At 66.9% G+C, this 20,737-nt stretch carries 13 protein-coding genes; 12 read left to right on the forward strand and 1 reads right to left on the reverse strand.

Translation table 11 applies throughout. The features are described 5' to 3' along the window. Positions 1-84: 84 nt before the first annotated feature. Together DVS29_RS06500 and DVS29_RS06505 are read left to right on the forward strand one after the other, a co-directional pair. A complete protein-coding gene (locus tag DVS29_RS06500) occupies positions 85-3,264 on the forward strand; it encodes an ATP-binding protein (RefSeq protein ID WP_164707855.1) in 3,180 nt (1,059 codons plus the stop codon). Between the two features lie 90 nt (positions 3,265-3,354). After that, complete coding sequence (locus tag DVS29_RS06505; RefSeq protein WP_118179590.1) at positions 3,355-6,645, forward strand: autotransporter; 3,291 nt, start codon at positions 3,355-3,357, stop codon at positions 6,643-6,645. Positions 6,646-6,752: 107 nt separating this feature from the next. On the opposite strand, the gene icd is transcribed toward DVS29_RS06505, so the two are convergent. Continuing rightward, entirely contained in the window at positions 6,753-8,009 is a 1,257-nt protein-coding gene (gene icd / locus DVS29_RS06510) for an NADP-dependent isocitrate dehydrogenase (protein ID WP_118179591.1), read from the reverse strand. A gap of 401 nt (positions 8,010-8,410) precedes the next feature. On the opposite strand from icd, the gene DVS29_RS06515 reads away from it, so the two are divergent. The 10 genes from DVS29_RS06515 (at position 8,411) to DVS29_RS06560 (ending at position 20,206) form a co-directional block, all read left to right on the forward strand. Then, on the forward strand, positions 8,411-8,986 hold the full coding sequence (locus DVS29_RS06515) for a pseudouridine synthase (protein WP_118179592.1): 576 nt from the start codon (positions 8,411-8,413) through the stop codon (positions 8,984-8,986). Between the two features lie 394 nt (positions 8,987-9,380). Continuing rightward, the gene (locus DVS29_RS37775; protein ID WP_118179593.1) at positions 9,381-9,587 is read left to right on the forward strand and encodes a hypothetical protein; all 207 of its coding nucleotides are present in this window, start codon (positions 9,381-9,383) and stop codon (positions 9,585-9,587) included. 160 nt (positions 9,588-9,747) lie between these two features. Beyond that, a complete protein-coding gene (locus DVS29_RS06525; protein ID WP_118179594.1) occupies positions 9,748-10,260 on the forward strand; it encodes a DUF192 domain-containing protein in 513 nt (170 codons plus the stop codon). Positions 10,261-10,523: 263 nt separating this feature from the next. Then, positions 10,524-12,629 carry an elongation factor G gene (fusA, locus tag DVS29_RS06530; protein ID WP_118179698.1) on the forward strand — a complete coding sequence of 702 codons (2,106 nt, stop codon included), beginning with the start codon at positions 10,524-10,526 and terminating at the stop codon, positions 12,627-12,629. 125 nt (positions 12,630-12,754) lie between these two features. Beyond that, positions 12,755-13,297, forward strand: coding sequence for a cupin domain-containing protein (locus DVS29_RS06535; RefSeq protein ID WP_118179595.1), 543 nt, complete (start codon positions 12,755-12,757; stop codon positions 13,295-13,297). Between the two features lie 29 nt (positions 13,298-13,326). Continuing rightward, positions 13,327-14,337: a HoxN/HupN/NixA family nickel/cobalt transporter gene (locus DVS29_RS06540; protein WP_118179596.1), complete on the forward strand. Its 1,011-nt coding sequence runs from the start codon at positions 13,327-13,329 to the stop codon at positions 14,335-14,337. 138 nt (positions 14,338-14,475) lie between these two features. Continuing rightward, on the forward strand, positions 14,476-16,131 hold the full coding sequence (locus DVS29_RS06545) for an ABC transporter substrate-binding protein (protein ID WP_118179597.1): 1,656 nt from the start codon (positions 14,476-14,478) through the stop codon (positions 16,129-16,131). A gap of 45 nt (positions 16,132-16,176) precedes the next feature. Beyond that, the gene (locus tag DVS29_RS06550; RefSeq protein WP_118179598.1) at positions 16,177-17,196 is read left to right on the forward strand and encodes an ABC transporter permease; all 1,020 of its coding nucleotides are present in this window, start codon (positions 16,177-16,179) and stop codon (positions 17,194-17,196) included. Beyond that, a complete protein-coding gene (locus DVS29_RS06555; protein ID WP_420816074.1) occupies positions 17,193-18,083 on the forward strand; it encodes an ABC transporter permease in 891 nt (296 codons plus the stop codon). Before DVS29_RS06550 ends, DVS29_RS06555 begins: the two co-directional genes overlap by 4 nt. Then, complete coding sequence (locus tag DVS29_RS06560; protein WP_118179599.1) at positions 18,080-20,206, forward strand: ABC transporter ATP-binding protein; 2,127 nt, start codon at positions 18,080-18,082, stop codon at positions 20,204-20,206. The genes DVS29_RS06555 and DVS29_RS06560 overlap by 4 nt, the downstream gene beginning before the upstream one ends. The last annotated feature ends 531 nt before the right edge of the window (positions 20,207-20,737 follow it).

The following is a 20,737-nucleotide window of genomic DNA, read 5'->3' on the forward strand; positions in this document are numbered from 1 at the left end:
ACGTACGCGCAGTGCGTGCGCCCAGGCCGGCAGATTATCCGCTGCCGGATTGCCCCGACCACTTCGAAGCCGGAGACTGACCCGATGTCGTTACCGCGACTGATTGGGCAGGTAATCGCCTTTTCGCGTTTCTGGTTCGCGCGCGAAGCTGGACTGCTGATTTCGGACGGTACCGTGATCGAGCTTGCCGCGCGGCCCTTCGCGGTACTGGCCGCGTTGCTCGAGGCACGCGGCCGCGTCGTATCCACCGCCGATCTGCGCGACACCGTATGGAACGGCGCGCACGTCGATGCGAACACGGTGCAGGCGCAGATTTCCGCGATCCGCCGCGCGCTCGGCGAAGAACGTGACCTGATCGTGACAGTGCCAGGGCGCGGCTACCGGATCGCGGGTGAGGTTCGCATCGTCGACGCGCCGGATGCGAACGCGGATGCCGCGCACGGCCGGCATCGCGGCGACGTTGGCGCGACGCATGGCACGCACGCGCCGAGCATTGCGGCAACACTTGCGACGTCGTCGGTGGCATCCGCCGAGCCGGGTCGTGTCGCATCGCTCGCGGCCGCGCGCGGCTCGGTCTCTACACTGTCGTTCGGCGCAGCCTCTCAGTCTGGTGCGCAGCCAGTCACACAGCCGGCCACAGTCGCGGCGTTCGCCGAACGTTTCGCGTCGGCCACGAGCAACGATCCACACGCTGTCCCATCGCTATCCGCCCTTGCGCCGATGAGCGCCGACGCCGCGCTGCGCTGCCAGACCGCCACGCCTTCGCCGTTCATCGGCCGTCATGCGGAGCTGTCCGAACTGCTCGCGATCGTGCCGACGCGCCGCATCGTCACGTTGACCGGCGCGCCCGGCATGGGCAAAACGCGGCTCGCTACCGAAGCGGCAGCGCGACTCGCGTCGCACTTCCCGGACGGCACGTTCTGCGCGGAACTCGCGTCGCTGAGTCAGCCCGAGCGCATTACGAACGCGATCGGCGCGGCGGTCGGTCTCGAACCCAACGTACGGTTCGGCGAACCCGCGGCGATCGCCGCGCGCATCGGCGAGCGCCGCATGCTGGTGATCGTCGATCACTGCGACCATCTGACCGAAGCAGCCGGCCAGGCGCTGGACGCGCTGCTCGCGAGCACCTGTTCGCTGCACGTGATCGTCACCTGCGGCTCGCCGCTCTTTATCGCGGGCGAGCTGCCGGTTGCGATCGCGCCGCTGCGCGTGCCGGCCGATCTCGGCGACGGCACGCCCGCCGCGTTCTTCGACGACGCGCTGCATCTGCTCTGCGCGCGGCTCGCGCAAACGCTGCGCGCAGCGGGTCACGACACGCTCGCGCTCGATACGCTCGCGCTTGCACCCGCTGCGTTCCGCGCGGCAGCGCGCATCTGCCGACGCACTGAAGGCGTGCCGCTCGCGCTCGAACTGGCGGCGGCATCGATCGCGACGCGCATCGTCGCCGGCGCGAACATCGAGGCGGCCATTGCGAGTTGCGCCGATGCGCTCGATACACACGTGACGCGCCGCACCGGCGCGCGCCGCGTCACCTTGCCGCGCTCGATGATCGCGCAGACGATGATCGACCTCTTCAACAGCGAGCTCGACGAACCGGTGCGCGCCACGCTGCGCCGGCTCGCCGTATTCACCGGCGCATTCTCGTTCGACGCGGCGCTCGACGTGCTCGATGCGTTCGATGCGCCGCGCGGCATGCAGCACCACGACGCCGCGCAGCGCGACATCAACGGCAGCCAGCTGCGCACGCTCATCGACGCCGCGCTCGTCAACGAGGTCGATTGCGGCGGCGTGGCGCGCCTGCGCCTGCCGAACGCGGTGCGGCGATTCGCGCTCGCCGAACTCGACCGGTATGACGAAAGCGACGCGGCGGCCGCGCATCACGCGCATTACGTTGCGCGCGAGATCGAACGGCTCGAAGCGGACGATCGCGCGCCGCGCGGGTTGGCGCATGTGCGCCACGATATCGACGCGCTGCGGGCCGCGCTCGAATGGTCGATCGCGTCGGACAAGGTCGAGCTGTGTGCGGCGATGCTCGACCATTCGGCGCAACTGTGGGTGGTGCTGTCGCTGATCGACGAATACGTCGGCTGGATCCGCGCGGCGCTGATCCGCGCCGACGCCGTGTCGATGCGCCGCATCCGCGACGAAATGCGGCTGCGTGCCGTGCTGGCGCGCGCGCTGATGTTGAAGCGCAGCGCGTCGGACGAGATCGTCGCGAGCTGGGAGCGCGCGTATCAGCTCGCCACCGTCTGCGCGGACACGCCGCATCGATTGCGCGCGCTGTTCTGCCTGATCATGAGCGCGCTCGATGCGGGCAACGTCGAACGCTGCATGCAGCTCTGCACGGCATTCGACGAGATCGCCGCGACGGCGCAGCTGCCCGCGGCCGAAGTGAACGCGTGGCGGCTGCGGGGCATCGTGAAGGCGTATCACGGCGAGCTCGACGAAGCGATCCGCCTGCTGAGTCCAGTCGTCGAGCACTATGGTTCGCCGCACGTGCATGTGATCCACGACGAGCCCGTCTATGACAGCGAGACGATCCGCGACGCGAATGCGATGGCGACGGGCTTCGGCGTGTCGCTGCATCTCGTCGCCGATGCGATTCTCGCGGCGGCGCTGTGGTTCACCGGCGAGCCGCAGCCGAGTGCGCCACTGCGCGGCGTATTGCGCGCACCGGAAGACGAGAGCGAGCCGCTCGCATGCAGCATCGCACTCGCGCTGGCCTGCGCGCTTGCGATACTCGACGACGACGTCACGCTCGCTGAATCGTGCGCGGCATCGCTCGTCACCTGCGCGCGGCTCGCGGGGTTGCGGCGCTGGTTGCGCGCGGGCCTCGACGCGCAGCTCTGGCTCGACGCGCGCCGCGGCGACACCGACGCCGGGCGGCGCCTGCTGGCCGGCGCGGCCAAACGTATCGGCCGCGGCCACATCGCGCTGCTCGACGTGGCGATCGTCGCGACGCTGCTGCCGCGCGTGCCGACGGACCACGACGCCGAACTGGCCGGCGCGCTGCGCGTCGCGATGCGCTCGGCGGTCGGTCACGCAGAGCAGTCCGGCGAGCAATGGTACGGGCCCGAGCTGCAGCGCATCGATGCCGCGTTGCGCCTCGCCGCGGGCGAAAGCGTCAGCGCGGTCCGTGCGCTGCTCGAAGCGGCGCTGGTGCGGGCGCGGCGTTGCGGCGCGAAACGCATCGAGCTGCGCATCACCGTGGACCTTGAAGCGCTGGAAGCGTCGGCCGCGAGCGGCGCGTTTCGCATTCGCTGACCGCACTTCGCATCCCGCTCGCGCGCTACCCGAACGCGTCACACTCGGTCTTTACCGTGGGTTGCATCGTCCTGCCTTGCAACCCGCGCGATGGTCAACGTCTCCGCCCCGCTGCCCCCGCATCAGCCGCCGCTGCCTGAGAACCAGCCAGCGAACGGCACCGGCGCACCGGCAACGGGCAATGCGAATGTCGCGCAGCCCGCGCAACAGAACGCGCCGACGCCGTCTTTGCGCAACGATCAGTCGACGCTCGGCCGTCTCGCGAATGCGATGTCGCGCACCGGGCAGCGCATGCGTCACGCGAAGTTCGACGTCAGCACGGCCGTATCGCAGCGAACCCAGCACGGCAAACCGATGGCGCCGGTCGATTACACGGCGAACGGCACGCGCTATCCGGTGAAGCCGGCCGCCGCGTCGACCGCGGCCGGCACGCCATTGCAGAAGAGCGAACGCGAGAGCCGCGCGGCGTTGGCGAAGACCGCGAAGTCGTCGTCGTCCTCGTCAGGCGCTGCGTCCGGCACGACGACGCAGGACGTGCCGCTCGACGCGATGGACGGCGGCGCACCGCTGCTCGCGTATATCGCGCGCAAGATGCCGGGGCCGACCGCCGATCCGCTCGCCGCGTCCGAACTCGCGCATGGCCTCGCAATGCAAGGCGCGCCCGCCGGCTCGCCGCCCACCACGCGCGGCACGCTGCTCGCGCACGCGCTGCACGGCGCGCAGGTCGGCGACGCGCACGAAGCGGCGGAGACGCTCGATACGCTCGCGAAGCTCGACTTCACGCAGATGGATCACGCGCGTTCGTCGTCGCCGGCCGAAGCGCGCGCGTGGCTCGCGGCGCGCACGCTGTCGCGCACCGATGAGGGCTTCGAAGCGCTCGAACATCTGCGCAGCACCGTCGGACAGACGCCGCCCGAAGCGGATCCTTCGAAGCGGCTCGCGCAACGGATGATGCTGCAGGCCGCCGACGCGCTGGAGCCCGAGCTCGAAGCCGGCGCGCATCCGCTCGCACGCGATCCCGCGCCGGGCATGACGGCCGCGCGGCACGCGCCTGCCGTGGGCACGTCGCTGACCGAAGCGCCGTTCGCGTGGCAGGCGTATCACTCGGCGTTGACGCTGACGAAGTACGGCCGCGCGTCGTTGACCGACGACCAGAAGGGCGTGTTCTTCGCATGGCGGCAGAACTTCCGCGAAGACGGGCGCGGCAGCGAGCTCTCGAAGGCCCGCGAGCGTCTGAACAAGTTCTCCGCGAAGACCATCGACCGCGGCGCGGAAAGCCGCTGGAAGAGCTTCCTGCCGCGCATTTTCGGCAAGCACACCGCGCCGACGCGCGCACTCGGCTACGGCACCCAGGGCGTGCCGCGCAAGACGATCGATGCCGAACGCAAAGCGCTGCAAAGCGCGATGCAAGGCGCGTTGCCGCCGCTCGTCGATCGGCCGGAGATGCGTCCCGCGGCCGCGTTGTCGCATGCGCGACCCGAGCATTCGATCGCGGAACTCGCGGCGTTGCATGTATGGCTCGATAGCGGTGGCTTTCCGAACGGTCATCCGGATGCCGAACAATTGCACGCGATCGCCGAGCGCGCGCAACAGATGTGCGCGGACCTCCAGCCGCGCGACGTCGGTTCGCCGGCGACGCTCGACCGGATGCGCCGGACCACCGCCGAATGGGCCGCCGCCGATCCGCACGTGCTCGCGCGCAACCCCGCGTTCAAGCCGATCGCGAAGCGCCCGTTCGACATGGAGCGGCTCGCGGCGTGGGGCAAGGTCGCGAAGGTGCCGGCGGATTCGCCGTTCTGGGGCGATGTCGATGCGTTAAAGCGCGCCGCGCGTCCTGACACGTCGACCTCGACGCCCGCCGACATCACGAATGCCAACGACGTGCGCGGCACGCTGAAAGACGTCGCGCGCAACCTGCAGTCGAGCTCGCGTCTGCGGCTAACCGACGGCGGCCGCATCGGCATCAGCACGCGCGGCCTGTCGGCCAACATCGGCAAACTGCTGCACGCGGGCGCGATACCGGTTGCGCCGCGCGTCGACGTGCGCGCGTCGAAGTCGCGCGAGGGCGTGGTCGAACTGAGCCGCAGCACGCAAGGCGTCGAGATGTTCGTCGGCACCGCGAAGACTTCGGTGAAGCATGCGGGCGTCGGCGTGCTGGTCGGCTACGACATGGACGTCGGCTTGACGCAGTTGCGCGCAGGCGTAACGACGTCGGCCGTGCTGCATTCGCAGGAACTGCAGGAGCCGAGCGGCGTGTCGCTGCGCGTCGCGCGGCGCGTGAACGCGAACGGCACCGGCTACGACGACAACGCGATGCGCGACAAGCTCAGCGACGTCATCGACCACGTGTTCGACGAAGCGACCAACGCGCGTCAGGCGAACACGGGCGGCGCGCGCGGCACGTGGAACCGGCTCGCGGACCGCTATTTCGACGACCCGGACGTGTCGGTGAGCTGGACCGACACCGTGTCACGCATGGTGAAGCGCGGAGTATCAGCGGACGCAGGCGTGTCCGTGAAGATTCCGAGCGCGGCGTCGCCGGTGCGCGCGGGCGTGAACGTCGGTATCGGCTACGAACGTACCTCGAGGCAGACACTCGATTCGAACGAGACGAGCGGACGCATGCAGATCGAGCAGCATCGCGTGGGCGGCGGCTCGCGTCTGCTCGGCAAGCTGAGCGGCACGGTCAGCGCGACCGACAATGTCGGCGAAGTGGGCGTCGGCCTCGTGTCGCTCGATGCACCCTCCGCGACGATGACCTTCAACGACGACAGCCGCCTCGCGAAAGTGCAACTGGTGCGCGAGGACGGCACGCTGTCGCATCGCGCGTGTCTGCTCGACACCGAGTATTCGAGCGCCGAGACCTATACGCGCGCGATCGATGCGAGCCGCGACCAGTGGATCTCGCTGTTCGCCGCGCAAACCGAGGACGAGCAGCGCGCGGAGCGGCAGCAGGCGCAACTCCATGGTCAGCCGCCGCCGGTGCTGCCGCCGCCGCGTCAGGTGGCCGCTGAACGGCTCGACGCGCACCTCGCGGACGTGAAGGCGAACCGGCGGCCGAACCAGACGTACTTCCACCGCTACCGGCTAAAGCGCGACGCTGCGAAGCAGCTCGACGTGCTATCCGCGCTCAGCAAGCAGTTGCCGAAACAGGGGGCGGCGGACGCGTGTGCGGAGATCGATGCGAAGGTCGACCGCATCCTGAACGAGCCGGCTTCGTGGATGCCGATCGAGCTTAAGGTGAAGGAGCGCACCACCGTCACGCGCGCGCCGGGTCTCAACTTCCTCGTGCAGTTGAATTCGCACACGAGCGCGACGGGCGACCGCGAGATTTTCGCAGAGAGCATTCCGTTCGCGTTGCTGGAGAGGATGGATGGGTGAGAAGCATGCTGCCGCAAAAACAGAAAACCCCGGCAGCCTCACGGCCCGCCGGGGTTTTCACATTCACCAAGCAACCGGCCCGCGGAAGGTCGGGGCCGATGCCGTGCTTACATGTGCTCGATCATCACCTGACCGAAGCCCGAGCATGACACCTGCGTCGCGCCTTCCATCAGACGCGCGAAGTCGTACGTGACGCGCTTCGACAGGATCGACTTCTCCATCGACGAGATGATGAGGTCGGCCGCTTCGGTCCAGCCGAGGTGGCGCAGCATCATTTCAGCCGAGAGGATTTCCGAGCCCGGGTTCACGTAGTCCTTGCCCGCGTACTTCGGCGCCGTGCCGTGCGTGGCTTCGAACATCGCGACCGAATCCGACAGGTTCGCGCCTGGCGCGATACCGATGCCGCCGACCTGCGCGGCCAGCGCGTCCGACACGTAGTCGCCGTTCAGGTTCAGCGTGGCGATCACGTCGTACTCGGCCGGGCGCAGCAGGATCTGCTGCAGGAACGCGTCGGCGATCACGTCCTTCACGACGATCTCGTTGCCCGTCTTCGGGTTCTTGATCTTCATCCACGGGCCGCCGTCCACCAGCTCCGCGCCGAACTCGTTCTTCGCGAGCGCATAGCCGTAGTCACGGAACGCGCCTTCCGTGAACTTCATGATGTTGCCCTTGTGAACCAGCGTAACCGAGCGGCGGTCGTTGTCGATCGCGTACTGGATCGCCTTGCGCACGAGACGCTCCGTACCTTCCTTCGACACCGGCTTCACGCCGATCGCCGAGGTTTCCGGGAAGCGGATCTTCTTCACGCCCATTTCTTCGCGCAGGAACTTGATGACCTTCTTCGCCTGATCCGATTCGGCCGCCCATTCGATACCGGCGTAGATGTCTTCCGAGTTCTCGCGGAAGATCACCATGTTGGTCTTCTCCGGCTCGCGCACCGGCGAAGGCACGCCCTTGAAGTACTGCACCGGACGCAGACACACGTACAGGTCGAGCTCCTGGCGCAGCGCGACGTTCAGCGAGCGGATGCCGCCGCCGACCGGCGTGGTGAGCGGGCCCTTGATCGACACGACGTATTCGCGCACGACGTCGAGCGTTTCTTCCGGCAGCCACACGTCCGGACCGTACACCTTGGTGGCCTTCTCGCCGGCATAGACTTCCATCCAGTGGATCTTCTTCTTGCCGCCGTAGGCCTTTTCCACCGCCGCGTCGACCACCTTGATCATCACCGGCGTAATGTCCTGGCCCGTGCCGTCGCCTTCGATGTACGGAATGATCGGCTGGTCGGAAACGTTGAGCGAGAAGTCCGGGTTGACAGTGATCTTGTCACCGCCGGTCGGAACCTTGATGTGCTGATACGGCATGATCGACTCCAGTGATGGCTGTGCTCATGGGGTAGCACTGCTGGGTAGCAAAAAACGGCGAGATGAAGCGAAGATGACTCGAGACGCGGACACCGGAAAACCGGCGCTCCTCGCGGCGCGCGATGCCGGACGCCTGCGCCGGGCAAACTGCAAACAGCCAGGCCGATATTCTAGCCCACGCCGACGCATGCGGGCTTCGCGAAGGACAGGACGATTCGCCACCCTGAACGCCACACCCGAAAAACCCGGTGACCGGTCCGCAGTCATAGGTCTTATATAAGACAAAAGACTCAACGTTCCGTATTATGCATTAACATCTCGCCATTTGCCACCGTGTGCCGCTGTGGCCCACTGCGGACCAGCCCGGCTCCCGCGGCCGGACATGGCCGAAGCCCTCGTCTATGCGTCTTCTTGCTCTCAACAAGCCGTTCGGCACCATCTGCCAGTTCTCGCCGCACGAAACCCGCGCGTCGCTCGCCGACTGGGTCAAGGTGCCCGACGTCTATCCGGCCGGCCGCCTCGATTCGGACAGCGAAGGCCTGCTGCTCCTCACCGACGACGGCGCGCTGCAGGCGCGCATTGCCGAGCCGCGCCACAAGCTAGTCAAGCGCTACTGGGCGCAGGTGGAGGGCGAACCCGACGAAGCGGCACTCCAGCACCTCGCGCACGGCGTCGATCTCGGCGACTACGTGACGCGTCCATGCCGCGCTGGCTATATAGAGTCGCCGGCCGCGCTGTGGCCGCGCAATCCGCCGATCCGCTACCGCGCGGCAATCCCGGCCACGTGGATCGAGCTCGCGATCACCGAAGGCAAGAACCGCCAGGTGCGGCGGATGACCGCGGCGGTTGGCTTTCCGACGCTGCGTCTGGTGCGGGTCGGCATTGGCGCGCTCGATATCTTTTCGCTCGGACTCCTGCCTGGCGACAGCATCGAGCTGCCTGCCCGCTCCCCGTGGGATGGCTTCGCGAAGACTTGACCGGCATCCTTACGCCGGCTTCCGATCTTACCGCTTCAAGCTCTAAGTGGTTGTAGCATCAAGGATTTTTCGATCTCGACAGCGCCGTGAAACATTGCAGAAGGATTGTTTAGGGCCACTCGCTGAAATTCGTCTGAAATCTTCGTCAACCGGTTCGCAAAGCCGCGCGTTATTCGACGCAGATGCCGCCGAAAGCTATCCGGCATTCAGCCTCGAGGCCCCGCGCCATAACCGTTTCAGACGGGTAAAGCGATGGACCTGGTGCTCGCAGACGTATCGGCGAATTTGTTCGATGCGGCTGTCAACCGAAAGGTGGATGGCGCGTTAACCGACGTGACTCAAGATTCGGGTCGCAGGTTAAGTAACCTTCAATTTCATGCTGAGGATTTACCAAATGAACAAACTGATCGCCGCTCTGGTCGCTGGCCTCTTCGCAACGGCAGCTTTCGCACAAGCTTCGGCTCCGGTCGCTGCTTCGGCTGCTCCGGCAGCTGCTTCGACGACCAAGGCTACGGCCAAGAAGTCGACGCACAAGAAGTCGCACAAGAAGGCATCGAAGAAGGCAGCTTCGGCAGCCGCCGCTTCGGCAGCTTCGGAATAAGTTTGGTCTAACGCAGTCAAGAACGAGCAGTACCAGCCGTTCTTACGGCGTTGAAAGGCAGATCACCGCAAGGCGATCTGCCTTTTTCTTTTGTGCGTCTGGTGTGGGTCGGCCGCCCGATCGCGTAACATGCGCGGATCGTTTCCATAAGGAGTCTGCCGTGCGATTTTCCCTGCGCTCGCTGCTGGCGCGTGTTGCATTTGCCGTAGTGGCCGCGATGCCGGTCGCGGCAGTGTCGTTCGTTGCGGCCGGGTCCACCGCCGCCCACGCGCAGGGCATCCCTGCCGGCGCGAAGCGGCCCGAAGACTTCCCGCACGCGAAGCTGACGGCGGGCATGTTTGTGATCAACGCCGGCGTCGCCGCGAATGACGCGGACCGCGAACAGGGCCTCATGTACCGCAGCGAACTGCAGCCGAACGAAGGCATGCTGTTCGTGTTCGGCGAGAACGCCGTGCACTGCTTCTGGATGAAGAACACGCTGATCCCGCTGTCCATCGCGTTCATGCGCGCGGACGGCACGATCACCGACATCGACGAGATGGAAGCCGAGACCACCAACAACCACTGCCCGCGCAACAACGGCGTGTACGCGCTGGAGATGAGCAAGGGCTGGTTCGAGTCGAAGGGCATCAAGCCCGGCATGAAGATCGGCGGAATGCCCGCACCGCAGTAACGCTTCACGCGCTTCACCTGCTTGCGGCGGCGGCCTCCTCTGGCCGCTCTCCCCGCCCGCCTTCCGCTTGCCTTCTGCTTACCTGCGGCCGCCGCGTCATGCGGCGGTCACATCTTTGCGCTCCTCGCACGATTCCTGCAAAAGCTTTCAGCAGGCGCTATTCTTATAGTCTCGCAACCGCGACGAAGCGGCCGCGAGTCGCGGTCCGCAGCGTGCGCGACCGGCCGGCGCCAGCTTCGGCGAGCCTTTCCAAGGAGATGAACGTGCCCCGCAAGACTCCCATCGAGCGCTATCGCAACATCGGGATCAGCGCTCACATCGATGCCGGCAAGACCACTACCACGGAACGCATCCTGTTCTACACCGGCGTGAATCACAAGATCGGCGAGGTGCACGACGGCGCTGCAACCATGGACTGGATGGAGCAGGAGCAGGAGCGCGGCATCACGATCACGTCGGCCGCCACGACCGCGTTCTGGAAGGGCATGGCGGGCAACTATCCCGAGCACCGGATCAACATCATCGACACCCCGGGGCACGTCGACTTCACGATCGAAGTGGAGCGCTCGATGCGCGTGCTCGACGGCGCGTGCATGGTGTACGACTCGGTGGGCGGCGTGCAGCCGCAGTCGGAAACCGTCTGGCGCCAGGCGAACAAGTACAAGGTGCCGCGCATCGCGTTCGTCAACAAGATGGACCGCGTCGGCGCGGACTTCTTCCGGGTGCAGCGGCAGATCGGCGAGCGCTTGAAGGGCGTCGCGGTGCCGATCCAGATTCCGGTCGGCGCGGAAGATCACTTCCAGGGCGTGGTCGACCTCGTTAAGATGAAGGCGATCGTGTGGGACGACGCGAGCCAGGGCGTCAAGTTCACCTACGAGGACATCCCGGCGAACCTCGTCGAAACGGCAAAGGAATGGCGCGAGAAGATGGTCGAAGCCGCCGCCGAAGCGAGCGAGGAACTGCTTGAGAAGTACCTCGAAGATCACGAGAGCCTGACCGAGGACGAGATCAAGGCCGCGCTGCGCCAGCGCACGATCAACAACGAGATCGTGCCGATGCTGTGCGGCAGCGCGTTCAAGAACAAGGGCGTGCAGGCGATGCTCGACGCGGTGATCGACTACCTGCCCTCGCCGGTCGACGTGCCCGCCATCCTGGGCCACACGGAAGACGACGAGGAAGCCGAGCGCCATCCGAGCGACGACGAACCGTTCTCCGCGCTCGCGTTCAAGATCATGACCGACCCGTTCGTCGGCCAGCTGATCTTCTTCCGCGTGTACTCGGGCGTCGTCGAATCGGGCGACACCGTCTACAACCCGGTGAAGTCGAAGAAGGAACGCCTGGGCCGCATTCTGCAGATGCACGCGAACGAGCGGCAGGAAATCAAGGAGGTGCGCGCGGGCGACATCGCGGCCGCCGTCGGCCTGAAGGAAGCGACCACCGGCGACACGCTGTGCGACCCGGCCCACATCATCATCCTCGAACGGATGATCTTCCCCGAGCCGGTCATCTCGCAGGCGGTCGAGCCGAAGACGAAGGCCGACCAAGAGAAGATGGGCATCGCGCTCAATCGTCTCGCGCAGGAAGACCCGTCGTTCCGCGTGCAGACCGATGAGGAGTCCGGCCAGACCATCATCTCGGGCATGGGCGAGCTGCACCTGGAAATTCTGGTCGACCGGATGAAACGCGAGTTCGGCGTCGAGGCCACGGTCGGCAAGCCGCAGGTCGCGTATCGCGAAACCGTGCGCGCGAAAGTGGAAGACGTGGAAGGCAAGTTCGTCAAGCAGTCGGGTGGTCGCGGCCAGTACGGTCACGCGGTGATCACGCTGGAGCCGAATCCGACCAAGGGCTACGAATTCGTCGACGCGATCAAGGGCGGTGTGATTCCGCGCGAATTCATCCCGGCGGTGGACAAGGGTATCCAGGAAACGTTGAAGGCCGGCGTGCTCGCGGGTTACCCGATCGTCGACACGAAGGTCACGCTCACGTTCGGTTCGTACCACGACGTCGACTCGAACGAAAACGCGTTCCGGATGGCCGGCTCGATGGCGTACAAGGAAGCGATGCGCCGCGCGAAGCCGGTGCTGCTCGAACCGATGATGGCGGTCGAGGTCGAGACGCCCGAGGAGTTCATGGGCAACGTGATGGGCGACCTGTCGTCCCGTCGCGGCATGGTGCAGGGCATGGAAGACATCGCGGGCGGCGGCGGCAAGCTCGTGCGCGCCGAAGTGCCGCTCGCCGAGATGTTCGGCTACTCCACGTCGCTGCGTTCGCTCACGCAGGGCCGCGCAACCTACACGATGGAGTTCAAGCATTACGCGGAAACGCCGAACAACGTGTCGGAAGCGATCATCAACTCGAAGCACAAGTAGCCCGCGCGGCCAGTGCGCCGCACACGACGAGAAGCCCGTTCCCTGCGAACGGGCTTTTTTTAACATGCCACAATCGGCGGTACCCGCCAGAGCGCGCCGGCGCCGGCAGCGGCAAGGAGACAGGCATGAGTCACGACCACGACCATCCGCATCACCATGATGACCACGATCACGACCACGGCGGCGCGCACGATCCGGCCGCGCCGATCGACTGGCGCGAGCACGGCGTCAAGGTGATCCGCGGCGACCAGCTCGACGCCAATACCGCGCAGACGCCCGGCATGAACCGCGCGGCCGCGATCAACGCGGCACGCGTCGGCGCGCAGAAGATCTGGGCCGGCACGGTGACGATCCATCCGAACGCGAAGACGGGCGCGCATCATCACGGCGCGCTCGAAAGCGTGATCTACGTCGTGCGCGGCCAGGCGCGGATGCGCTGGGGCGAGCACCTCGAATTCACCGCGGAAGCGGGCCCCGGCGACTTCATCTTCGTGCCGCCGTACGTGCCGCACCAGGAGATCAACGCGCGCACCGACGAGCCGCTCGAATGCGTGCTCGTGCGCAGCGACAATGAAGCGGTCGTCGTGAACCTCGACATCGACGCGGTGGAAAGCCCCGAAACCGTGTACTGGGTCGACCCGATTCACAAGCATCCCGACCAGCACTAAGCCACCCTCGCTTGCCTGATGCCCGCCTGATGATCGATCTGCGCCCTCGTCTCTTCGCGCTCTACGCCGTGCTGCTCAGCGCCAACGCCGCCGCGTGGCTGTGGGCGCTACTCGCGTTCCGCCACTACCCGCTGCTGCTCGGCACCGCATTGCTCGCGTATGGCTTCGGTCTGCGTCACGCGGTGGACGCGGACCATATCGCCGCGATCGATACCGTCACGCGCAAGCTGATGCAGGAAGGCAAGCGTCCGCTCGGCGTCGGGCTCGCGTTCTCGCTGGGCCATTCGACGATCGTGATCGCGGCGACGGTGGGCATCGCGATCACCGCGCTGAAACTGCACGACCGCTTCGACAGCTTCAAGGCGATTGGCGGCACGATCGGCACCGTGGTATCGGCGCTGTTTCTGCTGGTGCTGGCCATCGTGAACCTGACGATCCTGCATGACGTGTGGCGCCGCTATCGCCATGCGTCGCAACACGATACGAGGGCGTCCATGAACCCAGTGGCCGACGCACCCGGTCCCACCGGCCTGCTGACGCGCGCGCTACGGCCGGTCTTCCGGGTCGTCACGAAAAGCTGGCACATGTACCCGGTCGGCGTGCTGTTTGGCCTCGGCTTCGATACCGCCACCGAAATCGGCCTGCTCGCGATCGCCGCGGCCGAAGCCGGCAAGGGCCTGCCGCTATGGTCGATCCTCGTGTTCCCCGCGCTCTTCACGGCGGGCATGACGCTCGTCGATTCCACCGACAACGTGCTGATGGTCCACGCGTACGGCTGGGCGATGGACGACCCGAAGCGCAAGCTGGTCTACAACGCGAGCATCACGTTCGTGTCCGCGGTGGTCGCGCTAGCGATCGGCGGCATCGAGGCACTCGGTTTGCTACAGGACCGTCTGAGCCTGTCGGGCGGCGTGTGGGACAGCATCGGCTCGCTGAACGACCATTTCGGCGCGCTCGGCTACGGCATCGTCGCGACCTTCGCGGCGTGCTGGATCGGGTCCGTGCTGTTTCATCGCTGGCGGCGGCCGCGCGGCGCCTGACGCGCGTCGGGTTCCGGATCGGTGGCCAATCGCTTACACTGAACCCGCAGTCCCCGCTGTACCGCTCATCCCTGCCTTGCCGCTGCGATAGCACCGAAATCGACGCGGCATCCGCCGAACAGACTGGAATAGCCATCGATGAAGAAAAACGCGGACCGCCCCCTCTTCGAAGCCGCCCGTCGCCACGCTGACAGCCTCGGCAACCACGCCATCGACGAATTCCTCGCCGGCCGTCTCACCCGGCGCGAACTGCTGCGCCACGCGAGCGTGCTCGGTCTCGCGCTCGCGGGCGGCGGTCTCGTCGTGCCGCGCGCGGCGCATGCGCAGACGGCCGGCGCGAACGCGACGATCCGCGTCGCGCTGCTGACGCCGGCAGGCGCGGTCGATCCGCTCACCGTGACGGACTCCGCGGGCCTCGCGCTGCTGAACCAGACCGGCGAGTTCCTGATCGACGACGACGGCGCGACGAACACGCTGAAGCCCGCGCTCGCGCTGTCGTGGAAGCCGAACGACAAGGGCGACGTGTGGACCTTCAAGCTGCGCGAAAATGTGAAGTTCCACGACGGCCAGAGCTTCGGCGCGAAAGACGTGGTCGCGACCTTCGACCGGCTAGCCGATCCCGCGAGCGGTTCGGCGGCGCTGTCGGTGCTGAAGGGCGTGCTGTCGAAAGGCGGCGCGAAGCTGGTCGACGAGCACACGGTCGCGTTCCATCTCGACGCGCCGAACGGCAATTTCCCGTACTACGTCTCGTCGGACAATTACAACGCGATCCTGCTGCCCGCGAACTACGCCGGCAACTGGGAAAAGAGCTTCATCGGCACGGGCGCGTTCAAGCTCGACAAGTACACGCCGAAGGTCGGCGCATCGTTCGTGCGCAATCCCGACTACTGGGGCGACAAGGCGTTGCCGCAGCGCCTGCAGTTCTCGTTCTACGCGGATGAGCAGTCGCAGATCCTCGCGCTGCAGGGCCATCAGGCCGACGTGATGGGCGACTTCACCGTACAGGGCGGTCAGGGGCTGATGAACAACCCCGACTTCAAGGTGATGGGCGTGAAGTCGAGCGCGCACCGGCAGATCCACATGCGCAACGACAGCCCGCAGTTCAAGGACAAGCGCGTGCGTCAGGCGCTCGCGCTGTCGCTCGACCGCGACGTGATCGTGCGCGGGCTCTTCAAGGGCCGCGCGATGATCGGCAACGACAGCCCGTTCGCACCTGTCTTTCCGTCGACGAATACCGAGGTGCCGCAGCGGCATATCGACGTCGCGAAGGCGAAGCAGCTGCTCGCGCAGGCCGGCGTGCCGAACGGTTTCGACGTCACGCTCACCACTGAAAAGTACATGGAGATCCCGGACCTCGCGGTGGTCGTGCAGAACTACGCGAAGGCGATCGGCGTGCGCATCACGCTGAAGGTGGAAAGCCAGTCGCTGTACTACGGCGCCGGCACGCCCGGCAAATCGGACTGGCTCGACTCGCCGCTCGGCATTACCGACTACGGCCATCGCGGCGTGCCGAACGTGTTCCTCAACGCGCCGCTCACGAGCGGCGGCACGTGGAATGCCGCGCACTTCAAGAATCCGCAGTACGACAAGCTCGTCGCGGATTTCGTCGGCGCGCTGGACGTCGCCTCGCAGAAGAAGATCGCCGGCCAGATCGAGACGCTGCTGCTCGACGAGACGCCGCTCATCATCCCGTTCTTCTACGACCAGTTGATCGTCGCGCGCAAGCCGCTCAACGGCGTGCGTTTCACCGCGCTGTCGCAGCTCTACTTCGACCGCGCGACGCTCGCGGGGTGACGGACGCATCGTCGTCCGAAGCATCGCACGGAACCTGAGGTCACGATGTCGACAACCGTCTCGCCTCCCGATTCGCGCGTTCCCACCCGCGCCAACGGCAATGCGGGCCGCGTCGCGCGTTTTCTCGCGACCCGGCTCGTGCTGTCGCTGATCACGCTGTGGCTGCTCTCGGTGATCGTATTCGCGGGCGGCCAGCTGCTGCCGGGCGACATCGGCCGCACGATCCTCGGGCCGCTCGCCGATGCGCGCGCGGTGGCCGCGCTCAACCATCAGCTCGGCGCGGACCGGCCGGTCGTCACGCAGTACGTCGAGTGGATCACGCACTTCGTGCGCGGCGACATGGGCATGTCGTACGCGTACCGCTCGCCCGTCGGGCCGTTCATCGGCGAAGCGCTCGCGCATTCGGCGAAGCTCGGCCTGCTCGCGTTCGTGATCGTGGTGCCGCTCGGCATCGCGGGCGGCGTGTGGGCGGCGATGCACGCGGGTCGCTGGCTCGACCGCACGATCAGCATCACGGGGCTATCCGCGACCGTGGTGCCCGAGTTCGTGTCGTCGATCGTGCTGATCCTGATCTTCGGCGTGTGGCTGCACTGGCTGCCGATCGAAGCGCAGTGGGGACCCGAAGCAGGCCCGCTCGAACAGCTGTCGCATCTGATCCTGCCGGTACTGCCGCTCGTGCTGGTGTTCTTCGGCTACATCGCGCGGATGGCGCGCGCGGGTACCGTCGAAGCGCTCGATGCCGACTACACGCGCACCGCGATCCTGAAAGGACTGCCGCGGCGCGTCGTGATCTGGCGGCACGTGTTGCGCAACGCGCTCCTGCCCACCATCACGGTGGCGGCCACGCAGCTCGGCTATATGATCGGCGGCCTCGTCGTCGTGGAGACGCTGTTTCACTACCAGGGCATCGGCTCGCTGATCTACAACGCCGCGAAGGCGAAAGACTTCCCGATGCTCGAAGCGGGCGTACTGACGATCGGCGTGGTCTACACGCTCGCGAATCTCGTCGCGGATGCGCTGCATGTGCTGCTCAATCCGCGTCTGCGGGTGAGGAGCGCGCAATGAGCACGACCACGCCCGATATGCCCACGCCCGACGCACCGCTGCCGGCGCCGCGCGCGAAGGATGTGCGCCACGACCGGCTGCGATTGCTGCTGCGCTCGCCCACTTTCGTGGTCGGCGTGATCATCGTGCTGTGGTGGGTGGTCTGCGCGATCGCGGGGCAATGGATCGCCCCGCTCGATCCGTACGCGTCCGACCCATTGAACTCGCTCGTGCCGCCCGCGCACGACCACTGGTTCGGCACCGATCAGCTCGGCCGCGATGTGTTCTCGCGCGTGATCGTCGGCGCGCGCGACATCCTGACAATCGCGCCGCTCGCCACGCTGCTCGGCACGGTTGCGGGCGCGGCGCTCGGGCTCGTGGTCGGCTACTTCGACGGCTGGGTCGACAACGTGATCGGCCGCCTGATCGACGCGGTGCTCGCGCTGCCGCTCGTGATCGTCGCGCTGCTCGCGCTCGCGGCGGTCGGCGCATCGAACTGGACGGTGATTCTCGTGATCGGCATCACGTTCACGCCGATCACCGCGCGCACCGTGCGCGCCGCGGTGTTCGCCGAACGCCATCTCGACTACGTAGCCGCGGCGCAGCTGCGCGGCGAGCGCGCGCCGTACATCATGTTCGTCGAGATCCTGCCGAACGTGCTGCCGCCGATCATCGTCGAAGCAACGGTGCGGCTCGGCTATGCGATCTTCGCGGTTGCAACGCTGTCGTTTCTCGGCTTCGGCATCCAGCCGCCCTCCGCCGACTGGGGCCTCGCGCTGTCGGAGTCGTACACGCTGATGGCGGGCGGCGCGTGGTGGACCGTCGTGTTCGATGCCGTCGCGATCGCATCGCTGGTGGTGGGCGTGAATCTGATCGCCGACGGCGTGCAGGGAGTGCTCGACCGATGAACGGCCCGCCCGCCCATTCGTTTCCGACCTTCGACGTGTCGAAGAGCGATCGCACCGACGCGCTGACGATCGTCGGGCTGACGGTCACGTATCGAACGCGCGGCCGCGAACGCGAGGTGCTGCAGGACGTGTCGCTGCGGATCCGGCGCGGCGAGGCGTATGGTCTGGTCGGCGAATCGGGTTGCGGCAAGTCGACGGTCGCGATGGCGATCCTGCGCTACCTGCCGCGCAACGGCCGCGTGAAGGCAGGCCGCATCGCGATCGCGGGCGAAGACGTGTACGCACTCGACGCGAACGCATTGCGCGCGATGCGCGCGAACGCAATCTCGATGGTGTATCAGGACCCGTCGCGCGCGCTGAATCCTTCGCTGACGATCGAACGTCAGGTTTCCGAAGCATTCGAAGCGGCCGGCGCGGATCGCGACGCAGCGCGCAAAAGCACGCTCGATATCCTGCACCGCGTGCGCATCGCCGCGCCCGAGCGGATTCTCGACCAGTATCCGCATCAGCTGTCGGGCGGCATGCAGCAGCGCGTCGTGATCGCGATGGCGCTGGCGTCGAACCCCGCGCTGCTGATTCTCGACGAACCGACCACCGGCCTCGACGCCACCGTCGAAGCCGAGGTGCTGGAGCTGGTTGCGCAGCTTCGCGAGGACTTCGGCACCGCGGTGCTGTTCATCAGCCACAACCTCGCGGTGATCGGCCAGATGTGCGAACGGGTCGGCGTGCTGTATGCGGGCAAGCTCGTCGAGGAAGGCGCGACGGCCGATGTGTTCGCGCGGCCGCGCCATCCGTACACGGTCGGGCTGCTGCGCTGCCTGCCGCGCGCGGGCCGCAGCAAGGACACCGAGCGGCTCGATACGATTGCGGGCAATCTGCCGCCGCCGGGCTCCGTCACGCAGGGCTGCATCTACGCGGAGCGCTGCCGTCTGGCCGACGACCGCTGCCGCCGCGACGCGCCGCCGCCCTATCGCGTGAACGCACCGCACGGCGACCAGATGGCGCGTTGCCATTATCACGAGCGCGCGATGGAACTGCCGCGCGTGACCGCGAACCTGCCGATGGCAGTCGCGCAGCAAGCTGCGGATGCAACCAGCGCGGCCAGGGTGCTGCGGGCCGTCAACCTCTCGAAGACCTTCCACGCGGCCGGCACGCCGCTGCGCGCAGTCGACGACGTGTCGCTCGAACTCGCGGCCGGTGAAACGCTGGGGCTCGTCGGCGAATCCGGCAGCGGCAAGACGACGCTCGCGAAGCTGCTGCTCGGCCTGATCGCGCCCGACGCGGGCAGCACGCTCGAACTCGACGGCACGCCCTTGCCATCGCGCGTTACGCGCCGCAACGACGAGCAGGTGAAGTCGCTGCAGATCGTGTTCCAGAATCCCGACTCGGCGTTGAACCGCGCGCACTCGGTCAAGCAGCTGATCGGCCGCGCGCTCACGCGGCTCGCGTCGCTGCGCGGGCCGGAGCAGCACGCGCGCCTCGCGTCGCTGGTCGCCGCCGTGCGTCTGCCCGACCGTTATCTCGATGCACGCACGCGGCAACTGTCGGGCGGCCTCAAGCAGCGTGTCGCGATCGCGCGGGCATTCGCGGGCGACCCGCGCGTGGTGGTGTGCGACGAACCGACCTCCGCGCTCGACGTATCCGTGCAGGCCGCGATTCTGAACCTGCTCGCGGACCTGCAGCGCGATCACGGCGTGAGCTACGTGTTCATCTCGCACGACCTGCACGTGGTGCGCTATCTGTCGGATCGCATCGCGGTGCTGTATGTGGGACGTCTGCTCGAAATCGGACCTGCGGGCGCGGTGTTCGACGGACCGCATCATCCGTACACGGAAGCGCTGCTCTCTTCCGTGCCGACGCTCGATCACGCCGAGGCGCATGCGGACGGCAACGGTACGGCTCAAACAAAGCCGCGCATTCGCCTGAGCGGCGAACTGCCGAGCCCGGCGTCTCCGCCTTCAGGCTGCATCTTCCACACGCGCTGCCCGCGCAAACTTGGCGACATCTGCGAACAGCAGGAACCGCCGTTCAACGACGCGGGCGCCGGCCATCGCATCCGCTGCCACATCTCCGTCGAAGACCTGCGCGCGCAGCAGCGCGAAGCGCCGCCCACGCGCGGCTGAAGACTCTCTTGCCTCTACAGGTGCGCGCGATTTAATTCGCCGCGCGATCGCGTTTGCATCGTCGGAATGCCTCTCGCGTTTCACGCAAGAAACGTTTTTGCCGTCCGGAAAATCGCGTTTTTTCGAGGCCTCTCTGCGGAGCGAGACGGGAAGCGGGTTTGCGGGCAATGGCATGGTTATCGCTAAAAGTGACGCACACGCATCCGGTTCCGGCGATGTCCGAACGCGATGTCGCGCGTTGCAGTGCCGGCAACGCGCACCCCGCGACGGACATCGGCCGGTCAGACGCTGCAACGCGCTGCCGAGGTCGACGAGGCCGTCGCGCGCAACGGCTGACCGACCCGGCTCGCGAGCTTGCGCCCCCGACAGCGCGGTCGGGCCCGCATCGCTCGACGCGCCGTTCCGGCCGGGACCGGATGCATGCCCCGGCCGCATCGGCACTGCCGCTGGCGAGCCGGCAAGACGCAGTCAATCACATGCTCGGATGGGGGTAGCACGAGGCCCGCGATGACGGGCCCGCCAGGAGGGCCA

Origin of the sequence: Paraburkholderia phosphatilytica (assembly GCF_003443895.1) — a bacterium.
Lineage (GTDB): Bacteria > Pseudomonadota > Gammaproteobacteria > Burkholderiales > Burkholderiaceae > Paraburkholderia > Paraburkholderia phosphatilytica.